The organism is Aquirhabdus sp. (assembly GCF_046462495.1).
Classification (GTDB): domain Bacteria; phylum Pseudomonadota; class Gammaproteobacteria; order Pseudomonadales; family Moraxellaceae; genus Aquirhabdus.
The window spans coordinates 353,977-367,189 of the sequence record NZ_JBKGVE010000010.1; the positions used below are offsets into that span (position 1 = coordinate 353,977).

At 46.7% G+C, this 13,213-nt stretch carries 11 protein-coding genes and 1 tRNA gene; 6 read left to right on the forward strand and 6 right to left on the reverse strand.

Translation table 11 applies throughout. From position 1 onward, the window contains the following. Nucleotides 1-143: 143 nt before the first annotated feature. The 3 genes from ACLHG7_RS13665 to ACLHG7_RS13675 all read left to right on the forward strand — a co-directional run bounded on the left by ACLHG7_RS13665 (nucleotide 144) and on the right by ACLHG7_RS13675 (nucleotide 2,319). The gene (locus ACLHG7_RS13665; protein ID WP_410211535.1) at nucleotides 144-1,106 is read left to right on the forward strand and encodes a DMT family transporter; all 963 of its coding nucleotides are present in this window, start codon (nucleotides 144-146) and stop codon (nucleotides 1,104-1,106) included. Continuing rightward, a complete protein-coding gene (gene dusA / locus ACLHG7_RS13670; protein ID WP_410211536.1) occupies nucleotides 1,106-2,137 on the forward strand; it encodes a tRNA dihydrouridine(20/20a) synthase DusA in 1,032 nt (343 codons plus the stop codon). The genes ACLHG7_RS13665 and dusA overlap by 1 nt, the downstream gene beginning before the upstream one ends. A 105-nt stretch (nucleotides 2,138-2,242) precedes the next feature. Then, nucleotides 2,243-2,319: transfer RNA gene (locus tag ACLHG7_RS13675), tRNA-Pro, on the forward strand. A 100-nt stretch (nucleotides 2,320-2,419) separates the two neighbouring features. Here the strand turns inward: ACLHG7_RS13675 and ACLHG7_RS13680 are convergent. Next, complete coding sequence (locus ACLHG7_RS13680) at nucleotides 2,420-3,388, reverse strand: GNAT family N-acetyltransferase (RefSeq protein WP_410211537.1); 969 nt, start codon at nucleotides 3,386-3,388, stop codon at nucleotides 2,420-2,422. A gap of 264 nt (nucleotides 3,389-3,652) precedes the next feature. Next, nucleotides 3,653-4,153, reverse strand: coding sequence for a glycine zipper family protein (locus ACLHG7_RS13685; RefSeq protein WP_410211538.1), 501 nt, complete (start codon nucleotides 4,151-4,153; stop codon nucleotides 3,653-3,655). 266 nt (nucleotides 4,154-4,419) lie between these two features. Between ACLHG7_RS13685 and ACLHG7_RS13690 the strand changes: the two genes are divergently transcribed. Both ACLHG7_RS13690 and ACLHG7_RS13695 read left to right on the forward strand, forming a co-directional pair. After that, nucleotides 4,420-4,794, forward strand: a complete 375-nt coding sequence (locus ACLHG7_RS13690; RefSeq protein ID WP_114898388.1) for a PaaI family thioesterase — start codon at nucleotides 4,420-4,422, stop codon at nucleotides 4,792-4,794. A gap of 46 nt (nucleotides 4,795-4,840) precedes the next feature. Then, complete coding sequence (locus ACLHG7_RS13695; protein ID WP_410211539.1) at nucleotides 4,841-5,743, forward strand: NAD-dependent epimerase/dehydratase family protein; 903 nt, start codon at nucleotides 4,841-4,843, stop codon at nucleotides 5,741-5,743. Between the two features lie 131 nt (nucleotides 5,744-5,874). Here ACLHG7_RS13695 and ACLHG7_RS13700 read toward each other — a convergent pair whose 3' ends face one another. Together ACLHG7_RS13700 and ACLHG7_RS13705 are read right to left on the reverse strand one after the other, a co-directional pair. Continuing rightward, complete coding sequence (locus tag ACLHG7_RS13700; RefSeq protein WP_410211540.1) at nucleotides 5,875-8,286, reverse strand: TonB-dependent receptor; 2,412 nt, start codon at nucleotides 8,284-8,286, stop codon at nucleotides 5,875-5,877. A 213-nt stretch (nucleotides 8,287-8,499) separates the two neighbouring features. Beyond that, nucleotides 8,500-9,735, reverse strand: coding sequence for an NADH:flavin oxidoreductase/NADH oxidase family protein (locus tag ACLHG7_RS13705; RefSeq protein ID WP_410211541.1), 1,236 nt, complete (start codon nucleotides 9,733-9,735; stop codon nucleotides 8,500-8,502). Between the two features lie 79 nt (nucleotides 9,736-9,814). Here ACLHG7_RS13705 and ACLHG7_RS13710 point away from each other — a divergent pair, with 79 nt between their 5' ends. Next, entirely contained in the window at nucleotides 9,815-10,216 is a 402-nt protein-coding gene (locus ACLHG7_RS13710; protein WP_410211542.1) for a MerR family transcriptional regulator, read from the forward strand. A gap of 4 nt (nucleotides 10,217-10,220) precedes the next feature. Here ACLHG7_RS13710 and ACLHG7_RS13715 read toward each other — a convergent pair whose 3' ends face one another. Both ACLHG7_RS13715 and ACLHG7_RS13720 read right to left on the reverse strand, forming a co-directional pair. Then, the gene (locus ACLHG7_RS13715) at nucleotides 10,221-11,552 is read right to left on the reverse strand and encodes a cytochrome-c peroxidase (RefSeq protein WP_410211543.1); all 1,332 of its coding nucleotides are present in this window, start codon (nucleotides 11,550-11,552) and stop codon (nucleotides 10,221-10,223) included. Then, complete coding sequence (locus tag ACLHG7_RS13720) at nucleotides 11,549-13,063, reverse strand: metallophosphoesterase family protein (protein ID WP_410211544.1); 1,515 nt, start codon at nucleotides 13,061-13,063, stop codon at nucleotides 11,549-11,551. Before ACLHG7_RS13720 ends, ACLHG7_RS13715 begins: the two co-directional genes overlap by 4 nt. Nucleotides 13,064-13,213 lie beyond the last annotated feature (150 nt).

Genomic DNA, 13,213 nt, shown 5'->3' on the forward strand with positions numbered 1-13,213 from the left:
TGTAAAATATAAAATTGGCATCTTTAATATCTTATTGGCTAAAGCCATATACACTTGCCAACTGGATCAATTCCGCATTGAATTTTGATCATAAATAGCTCAAAATCCACGCCCTCGCTGTATCACGGTTTGCTATCTCGCTCATGCCCAGTTCGTCACCCCTCTATCCACGCAAACATGTCCTTTTTGGCTCAATTTGTGTTTTATTGTCAGCCTTTTTGTTTGCCATCAAAGCCATTCTGATTAAAACTGCTTACGGTCTTGATCCGACACTCAGTGCACCTGCATTATTGGCTTTACGCATGGTCAGTGCACTGCCGTTCTTTTTGTTCATCGCTTATATCGCACCCAAGAATCCAACACCACCGAGCGTGAAGGATTGGGGGCTATTGTTACTTGCTGGCTTGATCGGTTACTACCTCGCCAGTATTTTAGATTTTATTGGACTAACGTTTATCACCGCCTCGCTTGAACGTATCATCTTGTTTCTCTATCCGACATTGACTGTGCTGATGATGGCCGCACTGCATAAACGCGCCATTCACCTACGCACGATCCTCGCTATTGCCTTAAGCTATGGCGGAACAATCATTGTGATGCTGGGTGAAGGCGCTCAAGCGGCAGAAGCACATAGTAACGTCTGGGCAGGAAGTTTCTTTGTTTTTGCCAGTGCAGTCGCCTACGCGCTCTACTTGGTCATGACGCCGACACTGATTCGCCGATTCGGAAGCTGGCGCTTTACAGGCCTTGCCATGAGCGTTGCCTGTATTGCATCACTCATTCACTACCTCATCGTACAGCCCGCACCAATTGCTAGTCTTGCGCACTTCTCGTGGTCAGTTTTAGGGCTTGGTATTGCACTGGGCATCTTTTCCACGGTGCTGCCCGCAACATTCTTAATGCAAGGCATTGCACGTGTGGGGGCAGCTCAAGCAGCAATGCTCAGTGCTGGAGGTCCCATTATTACGGTTGTACTTGCTGTGGCATTTTTAGGTGAGTCGTTGTCAGTGATACAATGGTTAGGCTGCGGCTTAAATATCATCGGCGTACTGATGATCACACTACGCCCAGCCAAGCAAATTGAAAAAGCGGGAGCTACGGCATAATGGCATCTACAGAGCTACAAACACCAAAGCGAATTTCCGTCGCCCCCATGATGGATTGGTCGGACCGTCATTATCGTCACTTTGCACGCCTATTTAATCCCACAGCTTGGCTCTATAGCGAGATGGTCACCACTGGCGCATTGATCTTCGGTGATCGGGATCGTCATTTACGCTTTAATGATTCCGAGCATCCAGTCGTACTGCAGTTGGGCGGTTCCGACCCTCAAGCACTCGCAACCTGTAGCAAGATGGCACAAGACTACGGCTATGACGAAGTGAATCTGAATGTCGGCTGTCCTTCGGATCGGGTGCAAAACAACAAGATCGGCGCGTGTTTGATGGCTGAGCCGCAGCTTGTCGCCGAGTGCATCGCTGCCATGCAAAATGCAGTAGACATCCCCGTGACGGTCAAACATCGCATCGGGATTGATGATTTAGACAGTTATGAAAATATGCTGAACTTTGTTGATACTGTCGCGGCTACTGGCTGTCGTCACTTTATCGTTCATGCACGCATAGCTTTGCTGCAAGGGCTTAGTCCTAAAGAGAACCGAGATATTCCTCCGCTCCGCTATGAAGATGTCTATCGTCTAAAACAAGAACGTCCTCACCTCACCATCGAGATCAATGGGGGCATCAGTACACCCGAAGAAATTGAGCAACAGCTCCCCATGACTGATGGTGTGATGATTGGGCGGGCTGCTTATCACAATCCGTATATCTTGGCGCAGGCTGGCGTCATAGATGGGCATGCGTTACCCGATCGTTTTGCCATCATGCAGCAATACATGCCTTATCTTGCAGAACAAATGGAACACGGCATTGCCCTATCATCCATGACGCGACATTTGCTGGGTTTGTTTCAATACCAAGTGGGTGCACGCTCTTGGCGTCAGATGTTAAGCGGTGGTAATGCAAAGACTTTGGCAGATGTCCATCAAGCTATCGACGTGATGCATGAACTCACACACAAGGCAAATGAACGTCAGATTGAGCGTTTAAAGTCTTTTGGCGAGAAAACCAGCGCATAATTGCATTCCGCTTCTGGACAAACGAATAAAAATCGCTAAACTAGCGGCTCGCTAAATGGCTTGTTTACCTTTAAGTAAATGGTTTGTTTAACGAGATAAATGTCTCGGGGCGTAGCGCAGCCTGGTAGCGCGCTTGCATGGGGTGTAAGAGGTCGAAGGTTCGAATCCTTCCGTCCCGACCATATTTATCATTTAAAATCAATACAATAATAATTGCACCACCACTCCTGATTGGATTTTGACAGGATTATAAAAACTATTCAATATCAGCGCGAATAAGGCCTATTCAATACAACGACAAAACTTCTGCTCCGTCACACGCCCTCCCCACTGCTCTCCATCCGCCTCCTCAACCAACTTAAACCCAAATGATTCATATAAATGCCGAGCAACATCCAATCCCTTAAATGTCCAAAGATAGGTTTCCTTAAATCGCTGATCAACAAAATCCAGCGCGATTGAAAGTAAACGACGACCGACTCCAGTTCCCCTAAGCGAATCATCAACGATAAACCATCTTAAGTGTGATATACCAGAAGAAGCATCTTCATCTATAGCGATCGAAGCCAACGCTTTACCATTTTCAACATACAGCCAGAGCCCTTTGCTTGGTGATGGCAAAGTCTGGACAAATGCACTCAGTTCACAGGCCACTTTCGCCTCAAAGAAAAGACCAAAACCCGAAGTCTGAGCGTAATAACGTGCATGCAAACTAACGATGTCACCTATACATCCTGAGCGATAACCCAGATGAATATGATCGTCTATCCGACTTACTCTTGGCATATCCTGCCTGTTATTTTTTGCTAATGCGTCAGCGTAAAGCGAAAGAGTTCGAATCAGGGATATCTGATCAGCCGGCATGAGCTGTTGAAGAGCACCAGAGACTTGATCCGTCGCGAATTGGTCAATCTTATTGCGTAATTGATGACCTGACTCGGTCAGAAATAATCGGCTTGTGCGTCCATCACGTCGATCTGCTTCTCGTTTTAGAAATCCCTGTGACTCCAGTTTCGCCAACTGACGGCTGGTATTAGACTTATCGAGTTGTAAAAGATCAGCTAAATCGAAGGCCTGAATTCCAGGATTTAATCCAATTTCGATCACGGCATGAACTGCAGAGGGGGCAAGATCGCTGTCTGCCAAAGTATTGCGCATAAAGCCAAGCTCTCGTACTAACTGACGAGAAAATTTACGTAAATCAACGATAAGAGCATCATTTTTGTGTTCAGAGAGTTCAATGCTGTGCATTACACTCACCCCAAATAGTATATTTAATAATCAATATACTTGCGATAAGCAACTTTTTCAAGAACTGCTCTTAATTCTTTATCATGCTTTTCATACAACCTCACACGTTTAAAATTTTCAGAAAAGAACAAAAGCCTTTAATTCACTTGTCTAAGATACATGCATCTCATTCATGTCAAAAAAAGAACTCGATTAAAACCGAGTTCCCCTTCTTTATTATTTCTATATCGAACCAATGCCATTTTCATCGCCGCACTTAGCGGTCTAGTAATGACCATATCCCTGTTCATTCTCATCATGACTCCATCCCTGATGATCACTTCGGTCATGATCCCAACCACGATGCTCTCCTTGATCATGATCCCACTCACGATGCTCCCAGCGACGATGCTCTTCCCAGCGCCCACGATCCCAGCCACGGTCTTCATTGCCATAATAGACAACTTGACGTACAGGATAGGCAACTTCACGAACAGGCTGATACTCAGGATAACCTTGATAATAAACAGGCTGGGCGGGTTGATTGTAAACAACCGGACGATGGTCATAATCATGTGGCTGATTCGCAGAAAGTACGACTCCGCCCACACTACCAATCGCGGCACCCACGGCAGCCCCATTTCGACCACCCATAGCATGACCAATCACGGCCCCTGCTACTCCACCAACTAATGCAGAACCCACCGTGTCGTAATCAGCCATAGCTGGTTGAACGGCTAGAGCACTCATTACGGTAAAAACACTGGCAATTATCATCTTATTCATGATCGTTACTCCTAAGCATAATTAAAATACTGATCGGATGTTCACTCATCAAAAGCCTAAGAACTTATTGACTCTATGACCACTGCTTAAATTCGTTATGGTCATTAAAACAGTTTGCGGATTAGGGCTAACTTAGCAATTGAATGAAGGTCGCCTAAATTCGTTTTAGACTTGTGTCGGATTCGTTGATGCTTGGTTAAGATGCTCGATTGCATTGTAAGTTGTGTGCAGGCATTATGCTTTTTAGACTCTATAAGGACACAATCATGAAAATATCAGGACAAATCGAATTCAGCATCATTGAGCAAAGTAGTGACAAAGTGATTGCTGAAATGCCTGTACAAAAAGGCATCTTAAATCCTTTTGGGGTTGCTCATGCGGGTGCCATACTCTGGTTTGCAGATGTGGTTGCGACCGTACTTGCGGCGGGTACTGCCGAGTTCTCACCAGGCCAACCCGGCTTTCCCTTGGCGATTAACCTCAATGCCAACTTACTGGGCAATCAGCAAGATGGCGTGTTTCAAGCGAATTCGGTATTTGTCAAAAAGGGACGTAGCGTGACTGTAGTCAGAACCACCGTGACGGGGAGCAATGGTCGCCTGATTGCAGAAGTCACCACCACACATGTCCCAGCCAAATAACATATCAACAAAACCTACGATACAGATAAAAAAGAAGGAATACGCAATGAGTAGCCTCAAAGGAAAAACAGTCGCAGTCACGGGTGCCAGTGGAATGATCGGCGTATATATTTGCCGCAGTCTACTAAAAGCTGGCGCTCATGTGATCGGCGTGGTCCGTAATCCTGCTAAAGCCGCATTTCTAGCAGAGGAAGGTGTTGAGTTTCGCAAGGCGGATCTTGCGGATACCGCTGCCTTGACCGCAGCGTTTCAGGGGTGTGATGCCGTAGTCGCCAATGCAGCGATGTATGTTGCCACAAAAAGTATGATGGCTTGGGAAGAACATGAAAAAGCAAACCTCGATGGCACTCGCAATGTCTATCAGGCTGCCCATGATGCCGGCGTGCAACGTATTATTCAGATCAGCACCTTTGGCATCTATCGCTGGTCGATTCTGCATCCCATGGATGAGCATCAGAAACAATTGAATGGTGCCAAGCGTCAAGGTGGACCCTATCGTGCGACTAAACAAGTCAGTGAAGTGCTGGGCTGGGAACTCGCGCATAGCCTACAACTCGATATGACTGCTCTGCGTCCGAGCTTGGTTTACGGCGCGCGCGATTACAATACTTTAAAACCGATGTATCGTTTGCTGAAGCTCCCCTTCTTGCCTCTGCCGAGTATCTCACTACCATTTGTTTATGCAGGCGATATTGCAGATGCGGTGGTTGGCGCCATCCAGAATGATGCCAGTATCGGTGAGTCTTATAACGTCTGCGGTGAAGGGCATCAATTTTCGACTTTCTTCAAGGCATTGGTTAAAGCCAAAGGATACGGACCTAAAGTCTTATCTGCCCCACTTCCTATTGCGATCCGCACAGATAATAGTAAAGCAGAGCGCGATATAGGTTTCAAAAATCGCCCAATTGAAGTCGCATTACAAGAGATTGTCGCTGAAGAAGCCACTTAAGCACTTAAATCAAAATCATAAAAACGCCCTGATGATTTTATCATCAGGGCGTTTTTTATAATATAAAGGTTAGGTCTAGAGCCCCATAAGTTGGCATGTCTTACACCAACCCATGCCTAACCCCAATGACCTTATAGCTTGGTCGATAAAGTAATAAAGAACATTCTTGGCGCCAGAGGATATGCCGCATAACCTGAAGTCGCATAGACGGGACCATTCACAACCAAACTGGAATACCCTTTCTTATTTGCGATATTAGTAACGTTCAGACTCAGCTTGCTATCTATCCCGTAGGCTTTTGGCAACTGATAAGAGGCCTCCGCACCCAGTAAGAAATAACCCGCTACCGCCGCATCATTGGTATAAGTCACATAGCGCTTGCCGACATAATCACCGATGGCCTGCGCTTCAAAGCTGCCGTATTTTACACTGGCAACCGTTTTGTTCATCCACTCTGGGGTCGCTGGGATCAGCTTGCCAGAGGTTGAATAGGTTGTAGTGCCACTGGTGTAATCATTGTCATATACGGATCGGTTATACGACACACCGTCGTAGAGACTAAAGTGTGATCCAAGATAGATCGTGCCAGACAAATCAATGCCATCAGTTGTTACACCACCGACGTTTTGCACAATTGGCGCACTGGAGCTAACAAAGGTCGCCAATTGAGGGGTTGGGTTGATTGAAAGCAAACGATTGGAGAACTTCACATGATACAAGCTAATCTGACTATCTAGACCAGTCACGCCATACGTGTCCGCAAAGCGGTTCTGTGAGCGTAATCCAAGCTCATAGGTCCAAGATGTCTCTGGCTTCACATTGGCTGCGATATTATCAAAAATCGCCTGACTCCCTACACTCCATGGAGAGGGTGCATTGGTAATGTTAGTTGGAAACTGACGCGCATTTTTCTGAATATTGGCAAACACTTGAGATTCAGGTGTTACCTTCCAGATTAAGCCGAAATTGGGTAAAAAGTTAAAGCGTGTGTCGATAGTGCCCGAAGGATAGAGTGTTGGATTTTTATTGCTGGCTGCATTGACCTGCTGTACGGGCACGGTTCCACCCGCGAACTGATACGACCCTTTCACACCAGCGAGTAATGTCAGGTCAGGACGAATATGCCATTGATCCTGAATATAAGGCTGGAACTCCTGAACCTTGGCTACGCCCTCATACTGCACGATCAAAGGGTTATGCTCAGATTCATAAGGGGTTGTCGGACTGCTGGCGGAGAATGGGAACCACATCCGAGTCATCGTGGATTGATTATGTTCATACCAGAAGCCCGCTTCGATACTGTGCTCAGCGAGTTCAACATTCAATTTAGATAAATAGCCAAAGCGATTGATATTGTACTGCGTTTCGCGCGTTGCATAACCCGAACCACCAAAGAGCTGACTCAAATTCTGGCCGGGATAATATACGGTAAATAACGCAGGCAAACCGGCTTGAGAAATCGGCCCCGCAACTAAGCCTGCCCCATTATCATGATGATAATAAATCTGGTTTGACCACTGGATATTGTCAGCCAGATTCCACTCATACTTCAGGTAAGCCAAATGATCCTTACGCTGCGCCGCACTGTAGTAATTCTGGAAATTATTACCAACACCTGCTGGCAAGGCACCATTCTTACCCAGATAGTTTAGAGCAAGATTCAAATCAGGATAGAGGAAAGGACGGGTGTAAGGTGTCGCCCCGGTTTGTGCTCCTGCTCCAATACCAAACAAATCAGAGTCTTCATTTGGCTCAATCTTGTCGGAAAAATTATAGAAGAAGGTCAGCTTGCCAACATCATCCGCATGCTGGAACTTGAGATTGAACTGGTTACCGCCTTGTCGACCATTAAAGTCCCAAGCACGCGCACGCTGATTGGCGTAGGCAGCATACAGCGAGTTACCACTTTCGGACTCTCCTGTATCTACCCGCAAAAAAGTACGGCGCGTGTCATAGCTTCCCAAAGTTTCATTGAATTGCAGGCCTTTTTCTTTAGCGGGATCCGAAGACAGGATATTGATCGTTCCGCCCAAGTTGGACGTGGATGCCGTAGAGAGATCGCCAGCACCGGAGTTCAAAGTCGTTGTTTTGACGTTTTCACTGATCACTGCGCGCTGAGGGGATAAACCATTATAGTTTGCGTACTGCTGATCACCCAGCGGTACCCCATCAAAGGTATATCCCAATTGCTGTTGAGAAAACCCATGGACAAAAAGCTGAGCATTTTGTTCGTTATTTCCCCAAGGGTCTGCTGTCACATAATAAACCCCGGGTAAAGTCTGAATAGCCTTTAACGGATTTGCACCCGGCAGAGCTTTTTGAATTTCGGTCCCCGATAGAGACACTGCTGAACGCGTGGTCTTTTTAGCCATGACCACCACATTATTTAGCGGCGTGGAGTCTGTCGTTTTTGCCGAAGCAATCTGAGGATCGCTACTCGGTGTACTATCTGCAGCATATCCATATTGGCAGGTTGCTGCCAATACAATCAGGATGCTCTGTGAAATAACATTAAGATTGAAGTGGTGAGAGTTGATTTGCATGAGTAATCGCTAAGACAATGAAAATTGAGTAGCAGCATTCTTGCTTAAATCAATGTCATTCCCGTTACAAAACCATCCATTTGGAATCTTTTTCTTATTTTCTCCTCCAAAGGACAAAAACAACTATTTATCATATTAATTAAATACTTAATTAAAAATAAATAACTGCCTTTAGCCTTCTATCATACGCAACTTGAACCTCTTCTCAAAAAATCATTTTTTAATTTGAGCTTCTATCCAGCGACGATACTGCCGAGTACGCCGTGAAGTCGCAAACTGCTGGAGTAACAGTGCCCAAAATGCAGAAACACTGGGTTTTGGGCGGCGTCCAAGACTAAGTCGGCTTAATTGAAACTTGACCATGGCCATATTCGCAAGTGATGCCAGAGTCTTATTCTTCCATTTAATTGGCGCAAGCTGGGGCGCAGTACTCTGTCCCTCTCGCCATCTTTGCGGCAGATTCGGATCAATCGCTAACGCTGTCGCGATTCCTGCCATGGCCACACCATTGCTAATCACTTGCTTAACCACTTCATGACGTCGAATACCACCAGTCACCATGAGAGGCATCTTTGCAATTGCTGCAATCTCTTCTGCAAACTCCAGAAAATAGGCTTCACGTGCCAGAGTGCGCCCATCCCGAGCCTTTCCTTGCATGGCTGGAGCTTCATAGCTGCCCCCAGATAGCTCAACAAGGTCTACGGCAAGTCCGTTCAGCATTTCCACGACTTGCTTTGCATCTTCAGCACTGAAACCGCCTCGCTGGAAATCCGCGGAATTGAGTTTGACGGATACGGCAAATTGCGGAGATACCGTATTGCGTATTGCTTTGACAATTTCTAAAAGTAATCGGGCACGATTCTCCAAGCTGCCACCCCATTGATCCATGCGCTTATTGCTCAGCGGAGATAAGAACTGACTCAATAGATAGCCATGGGCAGCATGCACTTCTACACCCGTAAAACCTGCTTTCTCAGCCAACTGCGCGGTATGCACAAAGCGTTGTATGACCTCAGCAATCTCAGTCTCCGTCATGGCTTTTGGCTGACCAAAGAATTTGGACATTTTTCCCAGATCCAGCGCAATCGCCGATGGCGCCCAAGTTTCTTGACCCATCGCAGCTTGGACTTGACGTCCGGGATGATTAATCTGCATCCAGAACTGCGCACCTCTGGAACGACCGATCTGTGCCCATTGACGAAACTTATCCAGATTTTTTTCATTTTCCAATACTACGCCGCCAGGTCCCGTCATCGCTCGGCCATCAACCATGACATTTCCAGTCAACAGTAAACCCGCACCGCCTTCTGCCCACGCTTGATAGAGACGCATCAAGGGTTTAGAAGGTGCTTGATCCGCATCTGCCATATTTTCTTCCATGGCAGCCTTTGCGATACGATTAGGAATAATAGAACCATTGGGTAACGTTAAAGCCTGAAATGCGATCATGTTTGAGATCTCCTTGACGGGATGTCGATCATAAGTTTAAAGTTAACTTTAATGTCAAGCTTATATTACGAAGTCACCCATGAAAATCGGCGAACTGGCAAAACAAAGTGGACTCGCCTCGTCTCGCATACGGTTTTATGAGGCAAGTGGTCTGATCGGCAAAGTGCAGCGTCAGGCAAATGGTTATCGTGAATATCCCGCGCAAACGTTGCAGCTATTACGCATCATCACTTGTGCCCAGCAAGTCGGATTCACGTTAGAAGAAATCCACAATATGCTGCCCGAGAATACAAAAGGCTCGCACCACGATGAACTGCTCATCCGTCTTAAACAAAAGGTCATCGAGATTGATGCATTGCAGCAGCGGTTAACCCAGAACAAAGCCCAACTCTTATCTATGATTGAAACCATAGAAAATAAGCCTGAGCATTTAGAGTGCTCAGCCAATGCAGAAAGAGTATTCGCACAGTTAGAGATATAAGGACTTATGGCATGATAGCGCGTTGATCTCTAAGCGGCGACATCTGTGAGACATAGCGCGCATCGGTCAACGTCCTTAAAAATACAACGAGGTCATCAATATCCGTATCGGATAATGCAGGCTTAAGCCCTACTTTTCGGTTAAGCGGAGTCGAATTAATATTGATATTGGCGCGATACGCTTTGGGGACATCATCAAAATATTGCTGACCATGATACCAATGCTTGGGATCGGTTGAACGTGTGGCGTAGAAAGCCACCGCTTCGCGTAAAGTCTTAAACACCCCATTGTGCATAAAACTTTGGCGCACCGCGACATTACGCAGTGTCGGTGTGCGGAAGTAGCCACACCACTGCTTGGGATCGGACCAATGTAATTGGGCCGCAGTCTTACACAAACCATTGTCAAAATGCCGTGGGTCTCTATTGGCCACTAAAGCACGATTACGGGGTACAGCAATCGCGTCATAACCAAAATCAGTAAAGAGTGATCTTTCTGGGCGATTCGAAGTGTCATTGAGCAAATGGCACGACTGGCAATTGCCTTTATCTGGATTTTTAAAGACCGCTAGACCTTGCATCTCTTGTGCAGTTAGAGGCTTACGCTTGCGTAAATAATCATCAAATCGTGAGCTAAAAGGCGCCATCTCATCGCTTTGCTGATAGGCCGCAAAGACTTCACCTAGACGCTGGACGAATAGATTTGGATTATTTAACACGCTTTGACCAAAGTGCGTAGATAGCGCCTGACCCAGTGGCGTAGGCTTGATTTTACGTAATAAGCTACGTGGCGATGCATTGTTCATTTCGTTTGCATCGAATAAAGGTCCACGGATCTGTTCAGCTAAATCATTTGCCCGTCCATCTGTAAATAACCCGCCAAATGGGGATGGATAGGGATCATCATCATCTTGAAAGAAATAACGCTGGGGCACATAACGCACATACAGCAGTGACGGTGCATTACGGACACTCACGTGTCCAAGCCTGCTGCCTTGAGGCGTGCCGACCAAACGTGATTGTGCATTCAGGGTGGGTGAAAATGCACGTACCGGATCATGACACCCAGCACATGACGTGCCCCGAGGCTCGGAAAGATTCGGATCAAAGAAAGCTTGTCGTCCCAAAACGACTAATGCAGGATCAGGACGAAAAGTAACTGTAGTTGGGTCAATTTGAGCCTTGAACTGTGGCGTGGCGCCGATATGCGCTATAACCCGACTATCACCTTTCGCAGAATCGACTTTTGCTGCATAGGCTCCGCTCGCGATACTGAACGCAAAAAATGTCAGTATCGCTTTCATCATCACCCAGCGCGGTTTAACACCAACAATCACGGCGTGATATAGCCTGTCTTATCACAAGCAATCTGGCGACCCGTTTGAGTACACGTCGTCAATAGTTTACCTGTCGTTGTGTAAGCCTTATAAGTCCAGCCTGTTGCAGGTGCAGGATTACGATCCATTATCATGAAGCCAAAAGTACTGTGATGGGTAATCTTATCGATAACCGCACCCGGCGCTGGCGTTGCGCCCGTTGGTAGTGGATCAGGAAGTGCCACATCTAAAGTATCACCGGCATTGCCCGCAACAATCGTTGCAGGGTGATTGCTGGCGAAATTGATGGCCTGAAAATCATGAACATGACCATGCAAAGCCAATTGAATGCCTGCTGGATAATAGGCTTGGGGATTTAGGCTGCTCATCACCGACTGTAAGGCCAGATTGCCCGGTGCAGGATTGGCTCCGGCAATCGGGGCAAAAGCCAAAATCGGATGATGATTGGTAAATAGGGTTGTTTTGACACTGGTTTTAGCCGCAAGTGCAGCGACTGTCTGAAACTGTTTTTGATAGGTCTGGAACTGAAGATCTGTCGTTTTGAGTGCGTTTGCACCGGCTTTAGACGAATCAAAAATAATAATCTGTGAGTCCGCACCGAGTGGCACAGCATAGGGATCGCTATAGTTGGCAACATTATCATTGCTTGGATCATTACATGAGCGCGCGTCGCTATACGCCCGTGGATCTAGAAAACGGAACCAGCCTTGACCTGCTCGTGCACACTCTTCATGATTACCGCGTACCACCACCCAAGGTGCCTTGGCAAACAATGCCGCCGCTGGCTTAAACAGATCAGCCTGCCAAGTATCCCAACCATATCCCCAAGGACTGTCTTTACAACCCGTGATATCTGATGGGCACAAATTCTCACGGTAATGATAATCCCCGACGTGAATCACTAAATCTGGATTCAAACTCGCGGCGGATGCAACGACTGTAGACAGCGGCCAAGCCGTTGGGTCATTACAGGCTTGATAGGCATTGCCACTTTTCTTCAGACGACAGCCCGTATCGCCCAGTACAAGAATGTGTTGAGGCTCTGCTTTGGGCAATGGCAAGGTGCGCAAGCCCACGCTCGCCTGCTTCGCAGTCGCAGCTAGATTAGCTTCACAAACGGATACCGGAAAGCTGGATGGCTTTGAATCAACCGGATCACTGGCTGTCGTACGCAATGGCAAATTCCCCGCACCAACACGCAACGTCATACGATTTTGAAGCCCATCGACGGTTAATAGTGGGCACACAGCATTGGCGTCAGTTGTACTTGAAGCAGGAGTGTAATTGGTAATGACACGAGCAATGGCTTGATTGTTATCCCCTATCGTCACCCATGCTGCCTGAAGGTTAGCATCTGCAGTAGCAGCATCATTGGTGATCAACGGCGTTACAGATAGATCATTATCGGATCCGTTACAACCATACAGAAGACCGCCACATACCAGTCCGAATAATGTCGTGCGCAAACTCAAACGGAAAACGCGTTGAGTCGTGTTAAATGGGTTTGACATGGCTGAGCATCCTGTTAGTTATCACATCATGACGAATGTAAAACAGGATACGTGGTACGTATTAAGGAATTCTGACAGGGATATGAACAATCGAATTATGATGATTTCAAAAATACCATATAGGTTAATAAATAACCTATTTACGATCCA

Excerpts from the sequence above, each read along its gene's own strand:
- ACLHG7_RS13690 (WP_114898388.1), top strand. The coding sequence starts at position 4,420 with ATGAAAATATCAGGACAAATCGAATTCAGCATCATTGAGCAAAGTAGT.
- ACLHG7_RS13680 (WP_410211537.1), bottom strand. The coding sequence starts at position 3,388 with ATGCACAGCATTGAACTCTCTGAACACAAAAATGATGCTCTTATCGTT.
- ACLHG7_RS13685 (WP_410211538.1), bottom strand. The coding sequence starts at position 4,153 with ATGAATAAGATGATAATTGCCAGTGTTTTTACCGTAATGAGTGCTCTA.
- ACLHG7_RS13720 (WP_410211544.1), bottom strand. The coding sequence starts at position 13,063 with ATGTCAAACCCATTTAACACGACTCAACGCGTTTTCCGTTTGAGTTTG.
- dusA (WP_410211536.1), top strand. The coding sequence starts at position 1,106 with ATGGCATCTACAGAGCTACAAACACCAAAGCGAATTTCCGTCGCCCCC.
- ACLHG7_RS13705 (WP_410211541.1), bottom strand. The coding sequence starts at position 9,735 with ATGATCGCATTTCAGGCTTTAACGTTACCCAATGGTTCTATTATTCCT.
- ACLHG7_RS13695 (WP_410211539.1), top strand. The coding sequence starts at position 4,841 with ATGAGTAGCCTCAAAGGAAAAACAGTCGCAGTCACGGGTGCCAGTGGA.
- ACLHG7_RS13700 (WP_410211540.1), bottom strand. The coding sequence starts at position 8,286 with ATGCAAATCAACTCTCACCACTTCAATCTTAATGTTATTTCACAGAGC.
- ACLHG7_RS13710 (WP_410211542.1), top strand. The coding sequence starts at position 9,815 with ATGAAAATCGGCGAACTGGCAAAACAAAGTGGACTCGCCTCGTCTCGC.
- ACLHG7_RS13665 (WP_410211535.1), top strand. The coding sequence starts at position 144 with ATGCCCAGTTCGTCACCCCTCTATCCACGCAAACATGTCCTTTTTGGC.